The organism is Plantibacter sp. CFBP 8804, from assembly GCF_014841225.1.
Lineage (GTDB): Bacteria > Actinomycetota > Actinomycetes > Actinomycetales > Microbacteriaceae > Plantibacter > Plantibacter auratus.
Genome location: NZ_JACYTU010000002.1, coordinates 584691 through 605389 on the forward strand (window position 1 = coordinate 584691; position 20699 = coordinate 605389).

Genomic DNA, 20699 nt, shown 5'->3' on the forward strand with positions numbered 1-20699 from the left:
GGGGCGAGGACGATCGCCCATGCGGGCCGACCGCCTGGGTAGACTTGGCTCTCGTGTCCGACGCATCCCCAATATCCGAACCAGCGGTGAACGCCGCGGTCGACGCCGCTCTCGAAGCGATCGCCGCAGCCACCGACTCGGCCGCCCTGAAAGCGGTCCGATCAGCCCACGCCGGCGAAGCGTCACCGCTCGCCGCCCTCAACGGATCGCTCCGCAGCGTGCCGAACGACCAGAAGGCCGCGCTCGGCAAGCTGGTCGGTCAGGCTCGCGGGCGCGTCTCGAAGGCGTTGAGCGAGCGCGAGGGCGAGATCGTCGCCGCCGAGACGGAGGCACGCCTCGCCGCCGAGGCGATCGACGTCACCGCCGTCCCGCTGCGACGCCTGCCCGGTGCCCGGCACCCCCTCACGCTGCTCCAGGACCGCGTGTCCGACATCTTCGTCGGCATGGGGTGGGAGATCGCCGAGGGGCCAGAGGTCGAGAGCGAGTGGTTCAACTTCGACGCCCTGAACTTCGACGCCGACCACCCGGCCCGCGCGATGCAGGACACCTTCTTCGTGGAGCCGCTGGAGTCGCACCTCGTCCTGCGGACGCACACCTCGCCGGTCCAGGTGCGCTCGCTGCTCGAGCGCGAACTCCCCGTGTACGTGCTCGCCCCCGGGCGGGTCTACCGCACCGACGAGCTCGACGCGACGCACACGCCCGTCTTCATGCAGTTCGAGGGTCTCGCCGTCGACAAGGGCCTGACGATGGCGCACCTCCGCGGAACGCTCGACCACTTCGTGAAGAGCGTCTTCGGCGACGACGCGAAGGTCCGCCTGCGTCCCAGCTACTTCCCCTTCACCGAGCCGAGCGCCGAGCTCGACTTCTGGCACCCGACCTTCAAGGACGGACCGCGTTGGATCGAGTGGGGTGGGTGCGGCATGATCAACCCGAACGTGCTCCGGTCCGCCGGTATCGACCCCGAGGTCTACTCGGGCTTCGCCTTCGGGATGGGCGTCGAGCGCGGCCTGATGCTGCGCGACGGCGTGCAGGACATGCGAGAGATGGTGGAGGGCGACGTCCGCTTCTCCCAGCAGTTCGGGATGGTGGTGTAGTCGTGCGTGTTCCATTGAGCTGGCTCGGGGAGTTCGTCGAACTCGCCCCGGGGACCACCCCTGAAGACGTCCACGCCGCGCTCGTGCGCGTCGGGCTCGAGGAGGAGGACGTCCACCGCTTCGAGCTGACCGGTCCCATCGTGGTCGGCGAGGTCCTCGAGTTCGTCGAGGAGCCGCAGTCCAACGGCAAGACCATCCGCTGGTGCCAGGTCCGCGTCGCCGAGGGTGACGCCGACGGGGCCGTACGGGGCATCGTCTGCGGTGCCGGCAACTTCTTCGTCGGCGACCAGGTGGTCGTCACCCTGCCCGGCGCCGTGCTGCCCGGTCCGTTCCCGATCGCCGCTCGAAAGACCTACGGCCACGTGTCGGACGGCATGATCGCCTCGGCTCGCGAGCTCGGCCTCGGTGAGGACCACGACGGGATCCTGCGTCTCTCGACGATCGGGGTCGAGGCACCCGTCGGCACCGACGCGATCAGCCTGCTCGGTCTCGACGACGCCGCGGTCGAGCTCAACGTGACGCCCGATCGCGGCTACGCGTTCTCGATCCGAGGGGTCGCACGCGAGTACTCGCACGCGACCGGTGCGGCCTTCCGCGACCCGGCGGCGAGCGTCCCCGAGGCGTTCACCGGGCCACTCGACGGCTTCCCCGTCACGATCGAGGATGCGGGGCCGATCCGCGGTCGCGTCGGGTCGAGCGTGTTCGTCACCCGCGTCGTGCGCGACGTCGACCCGACGAAGCCGACCCCGCCGTGGATGGTTGCCCGGTTGAAGCTCGCCGGCATCCGCTCGCTGTCGCTCGTCGTCGACATCACGAACTACGTCATGCTCGAGCTCGGGCAGCCGATCCACGGGTACGACCTCGACAAGCTCACTGGCGGCATCGTCGTCCGGCGCGCGCGGTCCGGCGAGACCTTCGTCACGCTCGACGGCCAGGAGCGGAAGCTCCACGACGAGGACCTGCTGATCACCGACGACTCGGGCCCGATCGGGCTCGCGGGCGTGATGGGTGGCCTCGACACCGAGATCACCGATGCCACGCGCAACGTCATCATCGAGGCCGCGAACTTCGACCAGGTGTCCATCGCGCGGAGCGCGCGTCGCCACAAGCTGCCGAGCGAGGCGTCCAAGCGGTTCGAGCGCGGTGTCGATCCACAGATCGCCGTCGCGGCCGCCGGTCGCGTCGCGCAGTTGCTCGTCGACCTGGCCGGCGGCCGGACGGACGACCTCGGCTCCACCGTCACCACGGCGCCGGATCGCGAGCCGATCCTGCTCCCCGACGACTACATCAACGGCCTCATCGGCGTCACGTTCGGAGCGGACGAGACACGATCCGCGCTCGCCGAGATCGGCGCGGCCGTCGAGGCTACCGATGGCGGCCTGCTCGTGACGCCGCCGAGCTGGCGCCACGACATCACCGGCAAGGAGGACCTCGCCGAGGAGGTGGCGCGGATCCTCGGATACGACCGCATCCCGTCTGTGCTCCCCGTCGCGCCTCCGGGACGCGGGCTCTCGCGTTCGCAGCGGCTGCGCCGTGGGGTCGCCGACGCGCTCGCCTACGGCGGCGCCACCGAGGTGTTGGCCTACCCGTTCGTCTCCGCCGGGGAGAACGCCCGGTTCGGCGCACCGCAACCAGGTGAGTTCCCGGCCGTGAAGCTCGCGAACCCGCTCGACGCGAAGGCCCCCTTCCTCCGCGCGTCGATCCTGCCCGGTCTCCTCGCGGTGGCCCACCGGAACGTCTCGCGCGGTCTGACCGACCTCTCGATCTTCGAGGTCGGCGCGGTGTTCCGTCCGTCCCGTCACGGCGCGTTCGGCCAGGCCGAACTCCCGCAGGCGGCGGTCCGTCCGAGCGAGGCCCAGCTCGAGGAGCTCGAGGCGGGCGTCCCGGCCCAACCGCGTCATCTCGGATTCCTCGCGGTCGGCAACGCCGTCGCGAAGCAGCCGGGCCAGCCCGCGGTCGCGGCCGGTATCGCGGACGCGCTCGAGGCCGTCCAGGCCGTCGCAGTGGCGACCGGTGTCGACATCACCGTCTCGCAGGGCAGCCACCAGGCACTGCACCCCGGACGGACCGCGGCCTTGCACGTGGGCGACGTCCTGGTGGGATACGCGGGGGAGGTCCACCCGGCCGTCGCCGAGGAGGCGAACTTGCCGCGCGTCGTAGCGGTCGCGGAACTCGACCTGGATCGCATCATCGCGCTCGGCGACGCACTGCCCGAGGCCGTCGGCATCGGCACCCTGCCCGCTGCGACGCAGGACCTCTCGCTGCTCGTCCCCGCGACGGTCTCCGCCGGCGAGGTCCTCGACGCCGTCCGGGTCGGAGCCGGTTCACTGCTCGAGCACATCCGCCTCGTCGACGACTACCGCGGCTCGGGCGTCCCCGAGGGCGGCAAGAGCCTGACCTTCGCGCTGCGGTTCCGCGCGCCGGACCGCACGCTCACCGCGGCGGAGGCGAGCGACGCGAAGCTCGCCGGCGCGGCAGTGGCGGCCGAGCGTTTCGGCGCGAGCATCCGGGACTGAGCCGGTCGTACCGGACGACAGCGGCCCCGCGGATCGACGATCTGCGGGGCCGCGTCCGTCGGACGGGACGGACTCAGTCGCGGAAGGTCTCGATCGACGCACCCAGGGTGATGAGCCGCTCCTGCAGCTGCTCGTACCCGCGAGCGATGATGTCGACGTTCCGGAGCACGCTCGTACCTTTCGCGGCGAGCATGGCGAGCAGGATGACGACTGCCGGTCGCAGCGCGGGAGGGCAGCTCACCTCGGCGCCGGACCAGTGCGTCGGCCCGGAGACGTCGATGCGGTGCGGGTCGCGCAGGCGGACGTTCGCGCCGAGTCGGGTCAGGTCGGTGAGGTGGATCGCCCTGCCCTCGTACACCCAGTCGTGGATGAGCGTGTCGCCCTCGGCGCAGGCCGCGATGACCGCGAAGAACGGGAGGTTGTCGATGTTGAGCCCCGGGAACGGCATGGGGTGGATCTTGTCGATCGGGGCGTGCAGCTTCGAGGGATGCACGGTGACGTCGACGAGACGGGTCCGACCGTTCGCGGCTGCGTACTCGGGGGAGCGGGTGTAGCGTAGTCCCATCTCGCCGAGCGTCGCGAGCTCGATCTCCATGAACTCGATCGGCACGCGCGTGACGGTGATCTCCGAGTCGGTGACGATCCCGGCGGTGAGCAGACTCATCGCCTCCACCGGGTCCTCACTCGGCCAGTAGTCCACGTCCTCGTTGATGACGCTGCGGCCGGTGATCCGGAGCGTCGTGCTCCCGATGCCCTCGATGGTGATGCCGAGGAGCTCCAGGTAGAAGCACAAATCCTGCACCATGTAGTTCGGGCTGGCGTTGCGGATGGTCGTCACACCGTCGCGTACCGCGGCGGCCATGATGGCGTTCTCGGTCACGGTGTCGCCGCGCTCGGTGAGCACGACGCTCAGCTCCTCGGGCACGTCGGGGGCGACGGTGGCCTGGTACCAGCCGGCGGTCGCCTCGATGGACAGGCCGAACGGCCGGAGCGCGATGAGGTGCGGCTCGACGGTGCGGGTCCCGAGGTCGCAACCACCGGCGTAGGGGAGGGCGAAGGTGTCGTAGCGGCCGAGCAGCGGACCGAGGAACATGAGCACACTGCGGGTCCGGCGACCGGCGTCCTCGTCGATGCTCGCGAGTGAGAGGTCGTCCGGGACGTGGATCTCGACGTCCTGGCCGTCGGGCGACCAGACCACGGAGACACCCAGGCTGCGCAGGACGTCGATGATGCGGTCGACCTCGACGATCCGGGCGATGCCGTGCAGCGTGGTGCGGCCGCGGTTCATGAGCGCGGCGCACAGGAGCGCGACCGAGGCGTTCTTGCTCGAACGCACCGCGATGGTCCCGTGCAGCTGTCGGCCACCCTGGACGCGGAGGTGCGAGTTCTTCTTCTGTTCGCCGAAACTGACGATCTCACTCTCGAGCGCGGTGCTGATCCGGCTCAGGAGGTCGATGCTGATGTTCTGACTGCCCTGCTCGATCCGGTTGATCGCGCTCTGGCTCGTACCGACGCGTTCCGCCAGCTGGGCCTGGGTGAGTTTGCGTCCCTGACGGGCGCCGCGGATGAGTGCTCCGACCTGCCGGAGCGGTGCCGCAGGGTCCGTTCGTTCAAACGTTGCCGTGTCTTCCATGTCGTCACTCTATCTCAGATATGAGATAGAGCGCCGTTAGGGACGCCCCTGAGATGTCGGAACGGAATCCGAAACCCGCTCCGTGGTGTCAGACGCGGGCGCGGAGCTCCGGAAGAGGACGGCGTACACCGGGCCTGCGGCGAACCAGATGGCGGTGACCGCGACGAGCTTGATGATCATGCCCCAGATGATGTCCTCGTTCGCGAGGGCGAAGGAGGCGGGGACGGTCCAGCCGACCATGGCCTGCATCGCGAGGAGCCCGGCGACCGCGATCGCGACGGCGAGGACCACCCGACGCCACTCCGACCAGGCGGCCCGGACGTACGCGGGCCCGGACTTCGGCTTCGGCCGCGGTGCTGGACCGCCCGCGAACCGGTGTGCGAACCAGACGTCCGCCTTCGTGATGAGCGCGTGGCCGAACGCCACCGTGAAGCCCAGGTAGATGGTCGCGAGGAGGTGCGTGACGTTCGGCTCCTCGCCGGACGCGAGGTCGGTCGCGGTCAGGACCAGGAGGACGAGGTCCACGACCGGTACACCGATCAACATGATCGCGCTGAGCCGGCGCCGCCGGAGGAGGTAGCGGACCGCGAGCCCGCCGAAGAGGAGGATCCAGAACGCGGCCTCCGCGCCGAGGATGGCCCAGATGAGTGGGCTCGTGCCGAAGAGTTCAGTGAAGCTGTCCATGTTCCGATGGTGTCGCGGGGTGATGCCGTGCCACATCGACCGTGCTGCTGATCCTCCGGCGACTGGGTCAGCGGAACTGCGTACGCCGGCTCGTCCCTCCGACGCTCGCGCCGCGCGGCTCGAGCTGGTGTGATGGAGGTATGGCTGCTCTCGAAGGACCGCGCGCATGGGTGGATCGACACCGTGAGCCGGTCATCACCACGGTGTGCGCGGCCATGGGACTCCTGTTCGCCGTCCTCGGGATCCATGTCCCCTGGGGGACGACCGTGTCGGAACCGCCGCTCCTCCTCACCCTCGTCTTCCTCACGGCCATCCTGGCGGTGCACCTGCTCCGCCGTCGACGCCCGTTGACCACGCTGGCCGTCGGCGTCCTGATCGCCCTCGCCGAGGCGCTCACCACCGGAGGCAGCGGCCTCGGGATGCTCATCATCGTGTCCGACCTCGCCTATGCGGCGGCGCTCTACTCGCGATCCCGGGTCATGGACGTCGCCGCGTTCGCCTGCACCGCGCTCGCCGTCGTGTCCGTCGGTGTCTTCGCGGTGATCTGGTTCACCGACGACGTCGAGGCCGTCACCCGGCTCGGTCGCGGAGTGGTCCTCGGCTCACTCATCATCGTCCCGGTCATCCTGGCGAGTTCGATCTGGTACGGCAGGATGGTCCGGTACCCCCGTCTCGAGGCCGAACGCCAGCGCGAGCGCGCGGACACGATCGCCCAGGCAGCGGCTGCGCTCCGGCAGGACGCCGTGACCCGTGAACGGCTCGAGCTCAGCCGGGAGCTGCACGACGTCATCGCCGGTCACCTCTCGGCGATCGCGATGCAGTCGGCCGCGGCCCTGGAACGACGCGACGGCACCGACCCGGTGGCGCTGCGGCGCAGCCTCGCACTCGTCCGGACCAGCAGTCTCGACGCGCTCGCCGACATGCGCACGATGATCGACGTGCTCCGCGGCGACCAGTCGGCCGACGAGCTGGCCCAGGCACCAGATCGACTCACGGCCGAGTCGGTCCGCCGCGCGGTCGAGGTCGCCCGAGCCAACGGACTGGAGGTGGAGGTACGGGCACCGGACGACGCGGCGCTCGCCGAGGTCCCCGCGCAGACCTCGATCGTCGGGCTCCGGACGCTCGTCGAAGGCCTGACGAACACCGCGAAGCACGCACCGGGTGCCTCCGTGCGGGTCGAGGTCTCGCTCCCGCCCGGTGCCCTGTCCGTCACGCTCAGCAACCCGCTGCCGACGGCGACCGCGTCTTCGTTGCTCGCCGGGTCCGGTGGGGTCGGCCTCGTCGGCCTGGCCGAGCGGGCACGTCTGGTCGGAGGCGACCTCATCGCGGGGCCGGACGGTCCCGACTGGCGGACGGCGCTCACTGTACCGACCCGGGTGCCGCCCTCGACCGCCGCGGTCGCCCTTGCAGGAGGGGCGTCATGACCATCACGGTCCTCATCGCGGACGACCATGCGGCCGTCAGAGCGGGTCTGGGAGCGCTGCTCGACGAGCCGGACGACATCCTGGTCATCGCCGAGGCGGCGGACGGGGAGGCCGTCGTCGCGCAATCCGTGCGACACCGACCGGACGTCGTGTTGCTCGACGTCCAGATGCCGCGTGCCTCAGGGATCGACGCGATCCCGGCCATCCTCGCTGCGGCCACCCCACCGCCGAGCATCATCATGCTCACCACCTTCGCGCTCGACCGGTACGTCGACGAGGCGCTGGCGGCCGGGGCGAACGCCTTCCTGGTGAAGACGGTCTCCGCTGCCGGCCTCGTCGATGCGATCCGACGAGTGCACGCGGGCGAGGCGGTGCTCGCCCCTGAGGTGACCCGCCGAGTCCTCGAACGTCTCGCCGCAGCCCGACCTCCGGTCGTGCCGGCGCCGGCGCCGGCGCACCCCGGTCTGGCCACGCTGACACCGCGGGAGCGTGAGGTCCTCGAGCAGCTGCGCGAGGGGCTGAGCAACGCCGGGATCGCGACCGCGCTCGGGCTGTCCGAGGCGACGGCCCGCACGCACGTGTCCCGGATCCTCGTGAAGCTCGACGCACGGTCGCGGGTCCAGGCCGCGCTCATCGCGGAGCGGGCTGCGCCGGGCGCGGATTCGTCGGCATCCTCGTCGTCGTAGTACGCTCTCGACATGGCACGTTTCCAGGCACAGGGTTCTTCGCGGGCGATCACGCTCCGCGCCCTCCGCCGTACCGTGTCCGCACGCGCTACCGCAGAGCGACGATAGGCGACCCCGGTGCTCGCACGGTCCAGGTGACCGTGCAGTCGTCCAGGAGTCGCCGCCTCCGCCCCTCGAGCGTCCACTCAATAAGGTAGAGCCATGTCCTTCTCTGTAGCGGTGGCCGGAGCATCCGGCTACGCAGGAGGCGAGCTGCTTCGGCTGCTCGCCGACCACCCCGACTTCGACGTCCGGACGGTGACCGCGCACGCGAACGCCGGTCAACCGCTCGTCGACCACCAGCCACACCTCCGATCGCTCCGGCATCTCGTCCTCGAGGCGACGACGCCGGAGGTGCTCGCGGGACACGACGTCGTCTTCCTCGCCCTGCCGCACGGCAAGTCGGGTGAGGTCACGGCATCGCTTGCACCGGAGACCCTCGTCGTCGACTGCGGAGCCGACCACCGGCTCGTCGACGAAGCCGACTGGGACGCCTTCTACGGCGGCGACTACTTCGGCGCCTGGGCCTACGGTGTGCCGGAGCTCCAGACGTCCACCGGTCGGGGGCGTGACGCTCTCGTGGGCGCCAAGCGGATCGCCGCTCCTGGATGCAACGCGAGCACCGTCGCCCTGTCCCTCGCGCCCGGCATCGCCGCGGGGGTGATCGAGCCGCTCGACCTCGTCTCCGTGCTCGCCGTCGGGCCGTCCGGCGCGGGGAAGAGCCTGAAGGTCAACCTGCTCGCGAGCGAGGTGCTCGGCACGGCCAACCCGTACGCCGTCGGCGGTACCCACCGGCACATCCCCGAGATCACGCAGAGCCTCCGGGCGGCCGGTGCCGATCGCGCGTCCATCTCGTTCACCCCGGTCATCGTCCCGATGTCGCGCGGCATCCTGGCCACCTCGACGGCACGCATCGTCCCGGGCACCACGGCGGCAGCGGTCCGCGAGGCCTGGGAGACGGCCTACGCCGACGAGCCGTTCGTCCACGTGCTGCCCGAGGGCTCGTTCCCCCGGACGGCCGACGTCCTCGGCGCCAACACCGCGCTGATCGGACTCGCCGTCGACGAGACGGTGGGACGGGTCGTCGTCGTGACCGCCGTCGACAACCTCGTGAAGGGGACCGCCGGCGCGGCGATCCAATCGGCGAACATCGCGCTCGGGCTCCCCGAGACGACCGGCTTGAGTGTGAATGGAGTGGCACCGTGAGTGTGACAGCAGCAGCAGGGTTCCTCGCGGCGGGCGTCGCCTGCGGCCTCAAGACCTCCGGGGGCCTCGACCTCGCGGTGGTCCACAACGTCGGTCCGCTGCAGCACGCGGCGACGGTGTTCACGAGCAACCGGTGCAAGGCCAACCCGATCCTCTGGAGCGAGCAGGTCATGCAGGACGGCATCGTCTCGGCGATCGTCCTGAACTCCGGCGGCGCGAACTGCTACACGGGGACGCGCGGTTTCCAGACGACGCACGCGACCGCGGAGGCCGTCGCCGAGCGGCTCGCGATCTCGGCCGGCGACGTCCTCGTCTGCTCCACGGGGCTCATCGGCGAACAGCTCGATCTCGACAAGCTGACCGCGGGCGTCTGGGACGCCACCCGCGCGGTCGCCGACGAGGACGGTGCGAGCGAAGCTGCCGGCCTCGCCGCGGCGACCGCGATCATGACGACCGACACGAAGCCGAAACAGGCCGTTCGGAGCGCGGACGGATGGACCGTCGGCGGCATGGCGAAGGGCGCGGGCATGCTCGCCCCCGGGCTCGCGACGATGCTCGTCGTCATCACGACCGACGCCGTGCTCGAGCCGGCGCAGCTCGATCAGGCGCTCCGCAGCGCGACCCGCGTCACCTTCGACCGTCTCGACTCCGACGGTTGCATGTCCACCAACGACACGGTGTCGCTCCTCGCCTCCGGGTCGAGCGGCGTGACCCCGGAGCTGTCCGCCTTCACCGAGGCGCTGACGGAGGTGTGCCGCGACCTCACCCTGCAGTTGCAGGCCGATGCCGAGGGCGCGGCCCACGACGTCGCGATCGAGGTCGTCGGCGCGGTGTCCGAGGACGACGCGGTCGAGGTCGCCCGCGCGGTCTCCCGCAGCAACCTCTTCAAGGCGGCCATCTTCGGCAACGACCCGAACTGGGGCCGGGTGCTCGCGGCCGTCGGGACCACGGGTGCCGAGTTCGACCCGTACGGGATCGACGTGGCCATGAACGGCGTCCAGGTGTGCACGGCCGGCGAGCCGGATCAGTCGCGCGATCTCGTCGACCTGTCGCCGCGCGCCGTGCACGTGCTCGTCGACCTCCACGCCGGTGACACGGGAGCCACCATCTGGACGAACGACCTCACGCACGACTACGTGCACGAGAACAGCGCGTACGCGAGCTGATGATGACCCAGTACCGAGACAACTCTCCCGAGGAGGCGGCGATCAAGGCCGCCACCCTCATCGAGTCGCTTCCCTGGCTGAAGACCTTCCGCGACCAGACGATCGTCGTCAAGTTCGGCGGCAACGCGATGGTGAGCGACGAACTCGCGCAGGCCTTCGCCGAGGACATGGTCTACCTGCGCTACGCGGGGCTGAAGCCCGTCGTCGTGCACGGTGGTGGCCCGCAGATCTCCGCGATGCTCGAGCGGCTCGACATCCACAGCGAGTTCCGCGGCGGGTACCGGGTCACGACCCCCGAGGCCATGGAGGTCGTCCGGATGGTCCTCACCGGTCAGGTCAACCCCGAGCTCGTGGGGCGGATCAACGAACACGGCCCGCTCGCCGCAGGACTGTCCGGCGAGGACGCTGGCCTGTTCGGCGGGCGTCGTCGCTCGATCGTCGTCGACGGCGAGACCGTGGACATCGGGCTCGTCGGCGACGTCGTCGGCGTCGGCCCCACCTCGGTGCAGGCCTACCTCGCCGCCGGCAACATCCCGGTGGTCTCCTCGATCGCCCCAGACCTCGACCAGCCCGGCCAGACGCTCAACGTGAACGCCGATGCGGCCGCCGCGGCGCTCGCCGTGGCACTCGGTGCCGCGAAGCTCGTCATCCTGACCGATGTCGCCGGGCTGTACAGCGACTGGCCCAACCGCGACTCGCTCGTCTCGCAGATCACGACGAGTGAGCTCCGAGCCATGCTGCCCACGCTCGAATCGGGCATGATCCCGAAGATGACCGCCTGCCTCGACGCCGTCGACGGCGGGGTCGCCAAGGCTGCCATCATCGACGGCCGCGTACCCCACTCCATCCTGCTCGAGGTGTTCACCCAGAACGGCTCAGGCACCGAGGTCGTCCCGGAGGACTCATGAGCGACTGGAAGAGCCGCGTCGACCGCGACATGATGCGCACGTTCAACACGCCGATCGCGATGCTGACGCGCGGTGAGGGATGCCATGTCTGGGACGCCGAGGGCAACCGCTACCTCGACTTCCTCGCGGGCATCGCGGTGAACGCACTGGGACATGCTCATCCGGCGTTCGTCGGTGCGATCACGCGACAGGCGAGCACGCTCGCGCACGTCTCCAACTACTTCTCGAGTCCGCCGCAGCTCGAGCTCGCGGCCCGACTCAAGCGTCTCGCCGGAGCGGACGAGGGCGGTCGGGTGTACTTCGCGAACTCCGGTGCCGAGGCGAACGAGGCGGCGTTCAAGCTCGCCCGACTCAACCACGGCGACGGATCGCGGACCCGGGTCCTCACCCTGGAGAACTCCTTCCACGGGCGGACCTTCGGCGCGCTCGCCCTGACCGGCAAGCCTGCCCTGCAGGAGGGGTTCCACCCGCTCCCGGGCGGCGTCGAGCACATCCCGACCACGATCGAGGCACTCGAGGCGGCGATCGACGACCGGGTCGCCGCGCTGATCCTCGAACCGATCAAGGGCGAAGCCGGCGTCATCGACCTGCCGGAGGGCTACCTCGCCCGTGCCAGGGCACTCACCGAGGCACACGGCGTGCTGCTCATCATCGACGAGATCCAGACCGGGGCCGGTCGGACGGGGGAGTGGTTCGCGTTCCAGCGGGACGGCATCGTCCCGGACGCGATCACCGTCGCCAAGGGGATCGGCGGTGGCATGCCGATCGGCGCCCTCGTCACCTTCGGCGCCGCCTCCGAGCTGTTCGGACCCGGCCAGCACGGCAGCACCTTCGGAGGCAACCCGCTCGCGACCGCGACGGCGAACGCGGTGCTCGAGGAGATCGAGCGCGCCGGTCTCGTGCAGAACGCCGCCGCGCGCGGTGAGCAGTTGCGGGCCGTCATCACCGCCATCGGTTCCCCGCTCGTCGAGGAGGTCCGCGGACACGGGCTGCTCATCGGCATCGGCTTGAGCGCCCCGGTGGCGGCCGAGCTGTCGGCCGCGGCGTTCGACCGAGGGCTCATCATCAACGCCCCGAACGCGACGAGCATCCGGATCGCGCCGCCGCTCATCATCGGCGACGCCGAGATCGACGAGTTCACCTCCCTCTTCCGCGCGGCGCTCGACGCCGTCCAGGCCTGACCAGCCATCGACCCACACGAACAGGACCACCAGCCATGACCCGTCACTTCCTCCGCGACGACGACCTCAGCCCGGCCGAGCAGGCCGAGATCCTCGACCTCGCCACCGAGCTGAAGCGCGACCGCTGGTCGCGGAAGCCGCTCGAAGGCCCGCAGACCGTCGCGGTCATCTTCGACAAGTCCTCGACGCGGACACGCGTCTCCTTCGCCGTGGGGATCGCCGACCTCGGCGGATCACCGCTCATCATCTCGACGGCCAACAGCCAGCTCGGCGGCAAGGAGACGGCCGCCGACACCGCTCGCGTCCTCGAACGTCAGGTCGCGGCGATCGTCTGGCGGACCTACGCCCAGTCCGGTCTCGAGGAGATCTCGGCCGGGACGACGGTGCCCGTCGTCAACGCGCTGTCCGACGACTTCCACCCGTGCCAGCTCCTCGCCGACCTCCTCACGATCCGCGAGCACAAGGGCGAGCTCGCCGGTCTGACGATGTCGTTCTTCGGCGACGGAGCGAGCAACATGGCCCACTCCTACCTGTTGGCCGGCGCGACGGCGGGGATGCACGTCCGCATCGCCGCCCCGGCCGAGTTCGCCCCGGCTGCGGACGTCGTCGCCGACGCGGAGCGCATCGCCGCGACGACGGGCGGCTCCGTGCTCGTGACCACCGACCCCGACGCGGCGGCGGCGGATGCCGACGTGATGATCACCGACACCTGGGTGTCGATGGGCAAGGAGGACGAGAAGGCGCAACGCGTCGCCATCTTCGGCGGCTACCGGGTCGACCGCAGGCTCATGGGGCTCGCCGCGTCCGACGCCGTCTTCATGCACTGCCTGCCCGCCGATCGCGGCTTCGAGGTCGAGGCCGAGGTCATCGACGGGGCGCAGAGCATCATCTGGGACGAGGCGGAGAACCGCCTCCACGCGCAGAAGGCCCTGCTCGTGTGGCTGCTCGAGCAGCAGCACGCCGGCTCCGCGGCCTGACCCTTCCCCGGCTGCGGCCGACCGACCAGTCCGGAGCACTCCGGACGCCAGCAGTACAGGAGGCCCATCGTGGCAGATCAGCAGAACCGAGCAGGCGAATCCGGGGCCCTCTGGGGTGGACGCTTCGCGAGCGGACCGTCGCCGGAACTCGCCCGTCTGAGCAAGTCCACTCAGTTCGACTGGGTCCTCGCCGCATACGACATCGCGGGTTCCCGTGCCCATGCCAAGGCGCTCGCGTCGGCGGGGTACCTCGACGAGGACGAGCTTCGCGGGATGCTCGCCGCCCTCGACGTCCTGGACGCCGACGTGGCCGACGGGACGTTCGTCGCGGCGGAGAGCGATGAGGACGTCCACTCGGCGCTGGAACGCGGGCTCGTCGAACGGGCCGGCAAGGAACTCGGTGGGAAGCTGCGTGCCGGCCGGAGCCGGAACGACCAGATCGCGACGCTCGTGCGCCTCTACCTCATCGATCACGGACGGGTGATCGCCCGCGACGTCATCCACCTGATCGACGCGATCGTCTCCCAGGCCGAAGCACACCCCGACGCGGTGATGCCCGGCCGCACGCACCTGCAGCACGCCCAGCCGGTGCTGCTCGCCCACCAGCTGCTCGCGCACGCCTGGCCGCTCACCCGCGACCTGGAACGGCTCCGCGACTGGCTCGCCCGGGCGAGCGCCTCGCCGTACGGTTCCGGAGCGCTCGCCGGCAGTTCCCTCGGGCTCGACCCGGTGCTCGTCGCGCACGAGCTCGGGCTCGACCGGCCGACGGAGAACTCGATCGACGCCACCGCCAGCCGCGACGTGGTCGCCGAGTTCGCGTTCATCACCTCGCTCATCGGGATCAACCTGTCCCGGTTCGCTGAGGAGATCATCGTCTGGAACACCCGCGAGTTCGGGTTCGTGACCCTCGACGACGCCTACTCGACCGGCTCGAGCATCATGCCGCAGAAGAAGAACCCCGACATCGCCGAGCTCGCCCGCGGGAAGTCCGGGCGACTCATCGGGAACCTGACCGGGTTGCTGGCAACGCTGAAGGCGCTGCCGCTCGCGTACAACCGCGACCTGCAGGAGGACAAGGAGCCGGTGTTCGACTCCGTGAACCAGCTCGAGGTGTTGCTCCCGGCGTTCACCGGGATGGTGGCGACGCTCCGCTTCGACACGGCACGGCTGCGCGAGCTCGCACCGGAGGGGTTCTCCCTCGCGACGGACGTCGCCGAGTGGCTCGTCAAGCAGGGTGTGGCCTTCCGCGACGCGCACGAGATCAGCGGCGAGCTCGTGCGGTACTGCGAGGAGCGCGGGCTGGCACTCGACGAACCCGACGACGCGGCACTGGCGGGTGTCTCGGAGCATCTCACGCCGGCCGTGCGGAGCGTCCTGACCGTCGACGGCTCGATCGGCAGCCGACTCGGCGTCGGCGGGACGGCTCCGGAGCGGGTCCAGGACCAGCTCGTGACGCTCGTCGGTCGGGTGGGCGCGCTGTCGCAGGCCCTCTCGCTCTAGACGGGGCGGGGTCCGATGACGACGGCCGGTCCGCTGCGGGCGCTGACCTCGGGATCGGCCCTCGAGGTCGCGCCCGCGCTGCTCGGAGCGGTGCTGTCCCACACGACGCCCGAGGGCACCGTGTCGGTCCGCCTCACGGAGGTCGAGGCCTATCTCGGGGTCGGCGAGGATCCCGGATCCCACGCGCATCGCGGTCCGACGCCGCGCACGAGTCCGATGTTCGGTCCGCCCGGGCATCTGTACGCGTACTTCAGCTACGGCATGCATGTCTGCATCAACGTCGTGTGTTCACCGGTCGGCACGGCGTCGGCCGTCCTCCTGCGTGCCGGCGAGGTCGTCGCGGGGCTGGAGCTCGCGCGGCTGCGACGCGGTGACCGGGTGCTGGATCGCGACCTGGCCAGAGGACCGGCGCGGCTCACCGTGTCGCTCGGGATCGCGCTCGACCAGTCGGGTGACGACCTCGCCGAGCCGCCGTTCGATCTGCTCTTGCCCGAGCGCCCGCTCGCCTCAGCGGCCGGTCCGCGGACGGGCGTCAGCGGGGTCGGTGGGGGAGCCGCCTACCCGTGGCGGTTCGTGCTCCCGGGGGAGACGACCGTCTCGCCCTACCGCCGCTCGCCCAGGGCCGTGGACTGACCCGCCGACTCAGCCTCGCGCGAGCAGCAGGATCGACGCCACCCCGGCAGCCCAGAGGAGGCTGGCGAGCGAGCCGATGATGAACCGCTCGCGCGCCTCGGCCGAGTCGAGTTCGGTGAAGCGTCCGACACCCTTCACGGCGACGATGACCGCGATCGCCTCCGGATAGCCGGAGAACAACGCGGCGACGAGGGCGAGCCGTTCGAGGATCCCGATCGCGGTCCCGCCGCGCAGCACTTCGATCGGACGTCCGACGACCTGCGAGGCGCTCGGGTTCCGGTGCTCCACGAGGATGCCGCCGTGGATCCCGGGGGCGACGCTGCCCTTCGTCGCGAGGGCGAGGACGAAGGAGGCGACCGGACCACCGCCGGCAACCGCGACGGCGAGGACGAAGACGCCGAGGAGCACGAGTGCCGGACCGGTCGGCGGGACCGAGGGGACGAGCGCGACCAGGAGGGCCCCGATCACCATGAGGGCCGTCGCCACGACCATGAGACGATCCGCGAGACGCGCGCTCAGCACCCGGGCCAGCAGGAGGAAGACGAGCGCGCTTCCGAGGAGGCCGATGACGGTCGGCCAGGTGATGGGCGTGAGCGTGACGAGGTTCATCGCTCGTCCTTTCGGTCGTCGGGGTGGTGCACGGAGGCGTCCTGGTCGAGCTTCGCCAGGAGGCGGATGAGCGCGGTGGTCGCCGCGGCTTCGGCTCGGACTCCGGCGGCCGCGACCCGGCGACTGACCGAACTCTCGGTGATGCCGAGTCGTGCCGCGGCCTCGGACTGGGTCACGCCGGCCGCGAGCAGGTCGGCGACCTCCCAGCCGCCGGCGGTCCTCCGGTCGCGGAGGTGGAGGAGGAGCACGATGAGTGCTTCGACATCGGCGCCGCCCTGCTGGTCGGCCGCCTCGAGCGCGAACCGGAAGGGCGCCCGCTTGGCCCGCGTGACGGCCTCCCGCGCGGCGTAGAAGGCCTGACCGGTCGCGGCTCGGGTCGAATCGGGGAGCGGACGCCGGACGTCGCCTTGTCCGATGCCCACGCTCCAGCCGCGATCCCGGAGGAAGTCGAAGGCGATGGCGAGCGCGACCTCGGCGTCCTCGGTGGCGAGCTGGAACTCGTCGCCCGCCGTGCGTTCGGCCTGGAGGAGCAGGCGGTCCGCGAACCGGTCGTTGATCGACTCGATGACACCGGCGGCGCGATCAGGGCCGGTCCGGCTCGCGATCTGATCGACGGTCAGGACGTACACGGCTCTCCTCTCGGCGGTGGGTCGGCTCGATCACCCTAGTCGCAACATGCAGGTATTTCCACAACTCTCACGAATGAGAGGAATTCCTGCACGTCACGGTCGCCACGGTCGCGCCGGTGCCGATGCGCCCGATTCGGCAGCCGATGCCGCGCTGATAGCCTTGCAAGCGTGTCGAACCTCGCTCTTCCTGACCAGCGCAACGATCCGACCTTCGAGGACGTCTGGGACGAACTCGTCTGGCGCGGGCTCGTCCACGTGTCGACGGATCAGCAGGAGCTGAAGCGTCTGCTCGGCGGAACGCCGATCACCTACTACTGCGGGTTCGACCCGACGGCGGCGAGCCTCCACCTGGGCAACCTGGTCCAGCTGCTCGTCATGCGTCGGCTGCAGCTGGCCGGACACCGCCCGCTCGGGCTCGTCGGCGGTTCGACCGGCCTCATCGGCGACCCACGACCGACCGCCGAGCGCACGCTGAACACGCCGGACACCGTCGCCGAGTGGGTGCAGTCGCTCCGCGCGCAGATCGAACGCTTCCTCAGTTTCGAGGGCGACAACGCCGCGCGCATGGTCAACAACCTCGATTGGACCGCACCGCTCTCCGCGATCGACTTCCTGCGGGAGATCGGCAAGCACTACCGCGTCGGCACGATGCTGAAGAAGGACGCGGTCAGTGCCCGTCTCAACTCGGAGGCGGGGATCAGCTACACCGAGTTCAGTTACCAGATCCTCCAGGGGATGGACTACCTCGAGCTGTACCGCGAATACGGCTGCGTCCTGCAGACCGGCGGGAGCGACCAGTGGGGCAACCTCACGAGCGGCACCGACCTCATCCACCGGGTCGAGCGGGCCACCGTCCACGCGATCGGGACCCCGCTGATCACGAACTCGGACGGCACGAAGTTCGGGAAGAGCGAAGGCAACGCGGTCTGGCTCGACCCGAGCATGACGAGCCCGTACGCGTTCTACCAGTTCTGGGTCAACACCGACGATGCGGACGTCATCGCCCGGCTGAAGGTGTTCACGTTCCTCGATCGGGTGGAGATCGAGCGACTGGCGGCCGCGACCGAGTCGGAACCGTTCAAGCGTGAGGCGCAGAAGACCCTCGCCTACGCCGTCACCGCGCTCGTCCACGGGGTCGCCGCGACGGATGCGGCCATCGCCGCGTCGGCCGCGCTCTTCGGTCAGGGCGATCTGGACGCACTCGACGCGGACACGCTGCGGTCGGCCGTCACGGAGTTGCCGAATGCGCGGGTGGCCGCGGAGACGCTCGTCATCCAGGCGCTCGTCGACACGGAGCTGTGTGCGAGCCTCGGTGAGGCTCGACGCGCGGTCGCCCAGGGAGGGGTTTCGGTGAACAACCGCAAGATCGACAACGTCGACGCGACCCTGGACGACCGGTTCCTCACGGGCGGGGTGGCCGTGCTGCGCCGCGGCAAGCGCACCCTCGCCGGGCTGTTCCTCGACGGAGCGCCCGCCTGATCCGCCGACGACGGCATCGCCGTCGTCATCGAACCTGAAGGGGATGCTCCGAGTGCAGCTCTGCGAGGCGTGCGGGACCGAGATCGTCGACCGTCGCGACGGTGTGTGCCCGAGTTGTGGGGCCATGCTGCCGCTGCGCACGGGCGAGCTGTCGACGGTGGAGACACCGGCCGAGGCCGAGGCGGCGGCCGAGTCGGAGCCGGCGGACGAGCCCGAGTCGGAGTCGGCGGACGACCGGCCCACGCCGGCCGACGACGGCGACCTCGTCGAGACCGATGCACCCGACGTCGAGACCGATGCCCCGGCGGGTGAAGCCGATCGGCTGCCGTCGCCGGACGTCGACACCACTGAGCCCACGCCCCCCGGTATCGCGACGTCGATCCCTGCGATCGCGGTGACGACACCGGTCCCGGACCCCGAGTCCACCAACCCGACGCCGTCGCAGGCGTCGACTCTGCTCCCGGCGACAGCCGCTGCGGCCGAACCTGTCCCGGCGACCGCCGCGGGGGAGGCACCTGGGGAACCGACTGCGCCCCGCGCCCTCTGGCACCCTGATTCGTTGCCCACCACGGTCAAGCGGGCCCCCTCGCGCCGACGATGGTTCCTCCTCGGCGGACTCGCGCTGGCCGTGGTCACTGCGATCGTCGCGGTCGTGCTCATCGTGGTCGCGGCCGTTCCCCACCGCGTCGAGGGGCTCGCGCTCCTCCGCGACCTCCCGACGAGGCCGACCGTCGGAACGTGGGAACTCGCGCATCCGCTGGACGACGAGGTGCCCGCGGGCGACGAGCTCTACCTCAACGGGTACACCGCGAGCCCCAACACCGCGCTGCTCGTGTGGTCGACCGACCGGCCACTGGATCAGACGACCCTCGACGACGCTCCGGGCGAGACGGTGGTCTCCCTGGTGAACACGGCGAACGGCCACACCCTCTGGGACCGTCGCGTCACCGAGCTCTCTCCGGAGTTCGACCGCTTCGACGCACCGGTGGTCGTCTCCCCACCGGATGCGGCCGCGATCGTGCTGAGTCAGGGCGACCTCATGGTGGCCGTGAGCCGTCGCGACGGGCACGTGGTGTCCACCTCGCAAGAGCACTCGAGTGTCGAGGGGATCGGCTTCGCCGACTTCGCTGCGCCGGCGGCGTTCGTCCCGGGTCTCGAGGGTGACCTGCTCATCTCGTCGACCACGGCCGACGGCACCGGGACGGTCGGCCGCTACCGGTCGACGGACCTGACCGACCCGGTCTGGGAGGTCAGCGGTGATGCCGGCGAGCGGGCGACCACCGCGGGCGACAAGCTCTTCTACGACGGTGCGGTCTACTCGCTCGACGACGGATCGACCATCGACTGGCAGGGCGACCTCTCCTGGTACTACCAGCAGGTGGGCGGCGATCTCGTCGCGATCGACTACTCCGGCAACGACACCACGATCCGCGGGGTGGACGACCGCACCGGCGCCGAGCGCTGGAAGGCGACCGGGGCGCTGCCGGTGGTGCTCGACGCGAGCGGGCTGTTGGTCGTCGCCGACCAGTCGGGGGAGCGGGTCCGCCGCCTCGACCCGCGATCCGGCGAGGTCGAGTGGCGCAGCGGACTGACGAGCACCTGGGACGGCGCCTACACCGTGGGCGACACGATCATGCTCGGTGACGGCGAAGGCGGATACACCGGGGTCGGCGCTCGCGACGGTGAGATCCGATACGAGGAGCAGGACGCCGAGGGCAGCCTCGTCGGATACAGCGATCGGACCCTCCTGCTCACGCTCGACGGCACGCTCGTCGGCATCGACGCGACCACGGGCGAGCGCAGTTGGTCGGTCGACTCCGCCGGAGACGAGTACTCGTTCACCGCTTGGGGCGGAAGCCCACTGGCCGTCGCGACGGTGGTCGCGGCCGGTTCCGACTCGGCGGCCGTCCTCGGCATCGGTGACGCTGATCGGGACTGAAGCGCGTGGATCCGGGCGACACGCCCGGGATGCAGTGATGATTTGCCAGCCCCTGGCGGTCTGCGTAAAGTAATCACTCGTCACCCCAAAGGTGCGGGAAGCGGAAGAGCTTCCCGGCCTCAAGTGGGACTGATACCCAGCCAAAAGCCGAGCATCTCCACGTGAGTCAAACTCACACTTGAGATCGTCTCACTTCAAGACTAGGTTGGAACTTCCCAGCTCTCGGGTCATCGAAGCGGTGAGGATCAGACGGACTCCGGTCCACTCAGATCAGCTCCTGATTCGACTTGACAAGAACCGAAGAAGTGGTAAGTTAGAGAAGTTGCCCTGCAGGGCGGTCGTGATGGCCAAAGGCAGGAGCATCCGATCCTTGAGAACTCAACAGCGTGCACAATG

At 70.2% G+C, this 20699-nt stretch carries 17 protein-coding genes; 13 read left to right on the forward strand and 4 right to left on the reverse strand.

Features of this window, described 5'->3' with window-relative positions; all coding sequences use genetic code 11:
- Positions 1-53 precede the first annotated feature (53 nt).
- Positions 54-1094 (forward strand): phenylalanine--tRNA ligase subunit alpha, encoded by a 1041-nt coding sequence (pheS, locus tag IFU11_RS08090; RefSeq protein ID WP_137243214.1) that lies wholly within the window; start codon positions 54-56, stop codon positions 1092-1094.
- Positions 1095-1096: 2 nt separating this feature from the next.
- Positions 1097-3610, forward strand: coding sequence for a phenylalanine--tRNA ligase subunit beta (gene pheT / locus IFU11_RS08095; RefSeq protein WP_137243213.1), 2514 nt, complete (start codon positions 1097-1099; stop codon positions 3608-3610).
- Positions 3611-3683: 73 nt separating this feature from the next.
- On the opposite strand, the gene IFU11_RS08100 is transcribed toward pheT, so the two are convergent.
- Positions 3684-5243 carry a helix-turn-helix domain-containing protein gene (locus tag IFU11_RS08100; RefSeq protein ID WP_137243212.1) on the reverse strand — a complete coding sequence of 520 codons (1560 nt, stop codon included), beginning with the start codon at positions 5241-5243 and terminating at the stop codon, positions 3684-3686.
- A 36-nt stretch (positions 5244-5279) separates the two neighbouring features.
- Entirely contained in the window at positions 5280-5927 is a 648-nt protein-coding gene (locus tag IFU11_RS08105) for a hypothetical protein (RefSeq protein ID WP_137243211.1), read from the reverse strand.
- Between the two features lie 140 nt (positions 5928-6067).
- Between IFU11_RS08105 and IFU11_RS08110 the strand changes: the two genes are divergently transcribed.
- The 9 genes from IFU11_RS08110 (at position 6068) to IFU11_RS08150 (ending at position 15647) form a co-directional block, all read left to right on the forward strand.
- Positions 6068-7351 carry a sensor histidine kinase gene (locus IFU11_RS08110; protein WP_137243210.1) on the forward strand — a complete coding sequence of 428 codons (1284 nt, stop codon included), beginning with the start codon at positions 6068-6070 and terminating at the stop codon, positions 7349-7351.
- Positions 7348-8037: a response regulator gene (locus tag IFU11_RS08115; RefSeq protein ID WP_137243209.1), complete on the forward strand. Its 690-nt coding sequence runs from the start codon at positions 7348-7350 to the stop codon at positions 8035-8037. The genes IFU11_RS08110 and IFU11_RS08115 overlap by 4 nt, the downstream gene beginning before the upstream one ends.
- A 201-nt stretch (positions 8038-8238) precedes the next feature.
- A complete protein-coding gene (gene argC, locus IFU11_RS08120) occupies positions 8239-9282 on the forward strand; it encodes an N-acetyl-gamma-glutamyl-phosphate reductase (RefSeq protein WP_192018605.1) in 1044 nt (347 codons plus the stop codon).
- Positions 9279-10448 carry a bifunctional glutamate N-acetyltransferase/amino-acid acetyltransferase ArgJ gene (argJ, locus tag IFU11_RS08125; protein ID WP_192018606.1) on the forward strand — a complete coding sequence of 390 codons (1170 nt, stop codon included), beginning with the start codon at positions 9279-9281 and terminating at the stop codon, positions 10446-10448. Before argC ends, argJ begins: the two co-directional genes overlap by 4 nt.
- Before the next feature lie 2 nt (positions 10449-10450).
- On the forward strand, positions 10451-11356 hold the full coding sequence (argB, locus tag IFU11_RS08130) for an acetylglutamate kinase (protein WP_192018607.1): 906 nt from the start codon (positions 10451-10453) through the stop codon (positions 11354-11356).
- Positions 11353-12537 (forward strand): acetylornithine transaminase, encoded by a 1185-nt coding sequence (locus tag IFU11_RS08135; protein ID WP_079707057.1) that lies wholly within the window; start codon positions 11353-11355, stop codon positions 12535-12537. The genes argB and IFU11_RS08135 overlap by 4 nt, the downstream gene beginning before the upstream one ends.
- Positions 12538-12572: 35 nt before the next feature.
- Positions 12573-13514: an ornithine carbamoyltransferase gene (argF, locus tag IFU11_RS08140; protein ID WP_192018608.1), complete on the forward strand. Its 942-nt coding sequence runs from the start codon at positions 12573-12575 to the stop codon at positions 13512-13514.
- A gap of 69 nt (positions 13515-13583) precedes the next feature.
- Complete coding sequence (argH, locus tag IFU11_RS08145) at positions 13584-15014, forward strand: argininosuccinate lyase (protein ID WP_124769487.1); 1431 nt, start codon at positions 13584-13586, stop codon at positions 15012-15014.
- A 15-nt stretch (positions 15015-15029) separates the two neighbouring features.
- The gene (locus tag IFU11_RS08150) at positions 15030-15647 is read left to right on the forward strand and encodes a DNA-3-methyladenine glycosylase (RefSeq protein ID WP_192018609.1); all 618 of its coding nucleotides are present in this window, start codon (positions 15030-15032) and stop codon (positions 15645-15647) included.
- A gap of 9 nt (positions 15648-15656) precedes the next feature.
- Here the strand turns inward: IFU11_RS08150 and IFU11_RS08155 are convergent, their stop codons facing one another.
- Both IFU11_RS08155 and IFU11_RS08160 read right to left on the reverse strand, forming a co-directional pair.
- Positions 15657-16256, reverse strand: a complete 600-nt coding sequence (locus IFU11_RS08155) for a hypothetical protein (protein WP_192018610.1) — start codon at positions 16254-16256, stop codon at positions 15657-15659.
- Complete coding sequence (locus tag IFU11_RS08160) at positions 16253-16885, reverse strand: DNA-binding protein (RefSeq protein WP_192018611.1); 633 nt, start codon at positions 16883-16885, stop codon at positions 16253-16255. Before IFU11_RS08160 ends, IFU11_RS08155 begins: the two co-directional genes overlap by 4 nt.
- Before the next feature lie 168 nt (positions 16886-17053).
- Here IFU11_RS08160 and tyrS point away from each other — a divergent pair, with 168 nt between their 5' ends.
- Positions 17054-18364, forward strand: a complete 1311-nt coding sequence (tyrS, locus tag IFU11_RS08165) for a tyrosine--tRNA ligase (protein ID WP_192018612.1) — start codon at positions 17054-17056, stop codon at positions 18362-18364.
- A 43-nt stretch (positions 18365-18407) separates the two neighbouring features.
- The gene (locus tag IFU11_RS08170) at positions 18408-20303 is read left to right on the forward strand and encodes an outer membrane protein assembly factor BamB family protein (protein ID WP_192018613.1); all 1896 of its coding nucleotides are present in this window, start codon (positions 18408-18410) and stop codon (positions 20301-20303) included.
- Positions 20304-20699 lie beyond the last annotated feature (396 nt).

What these genes read in the sequence shown, in the direction of transcription:
- IFU11_RS08100 (WP_137243212.1), bottom strand. Translation starts at nt 5,243, where the DNA reads ATGGAAGACACGGCAACGTTTGAACGAACGGACCCTGCGGCACCGCTC.
- IFU11_RS08150 (WP_192018609.1), top strand. Translation starts at nt 15,030, where the DNA reads ATGACGACGGCCGGTCCGCTGCGGGCGCTGACCTCGGGATCGGCCCTC.
- IFU11_RS08170 (WP_192018613.1), top strand. Translation starts at nt 18,408, where the DNA reads ATGCTCCGAGTGCAGCTCTGCGAGGCGTGCGGGACCGAGATCGTCGAC.
- argB (WP_192018607.1), top strand. Translation starts at nt 10,451, where the DNA reads ATGACCCAGTACCGAGACAACTCTCCCGAGGAGGCGGCGATCAAGGCC.
- argF (WP_192018608.1), top strand. Translation starts at nt 12,573, where the DNA reads ATGACCCGTCACTTCCTCCGCGACGACGACCTCAGCCCGGCCGAGCAG.
- IFU11_RS08115 (WP_137243209.1), top strand. Translation starts at nt 7,348, where the DNA reads ATGACCATCACGGTCCTCATCGCGGACGACCATGCGGCCGTCAGAGCG.
- IFU11_RS08155 (WP_192018610.1), bottom strand. Translation starts at nt 16,256, where the DNA reads ATGAACCTCGTCACGCTCACGCCCATCACCTGGCCGACCGTCATCGGC.
- argC (WP_192018605.1), top strand. Translation starts at nt 8,239, where the DNA reads ATGTCCTTCTCTGTAGCGGTGGCCGGAGCATCCGGCTACGCAGGAGGC.
- IFU11_RS08135 (WP_079707057.1), top strand. Translation starts at nt 11,353, where the DNA reads ATGAGCGACTGGAAGAGCCGCGTCGACCGCGACATGATGCGCACGTTC.
- IFU11_RS08105 (WP_137243211.1), bottom strand. Translation starts at nt 5,927, where the DNA reads ATGGACAGCTTCACTGAACTCTTCGGCACGAGCCCACTCATCTGGGCC.
- IFU11_RS08110 (WP_137243210.1), top strand. Translation starts at nt 6,068, where the DNA reads ATGGCTGCTCTCGAAGGACCGCGCGCATGGGTGGATCGACACCGTGAG.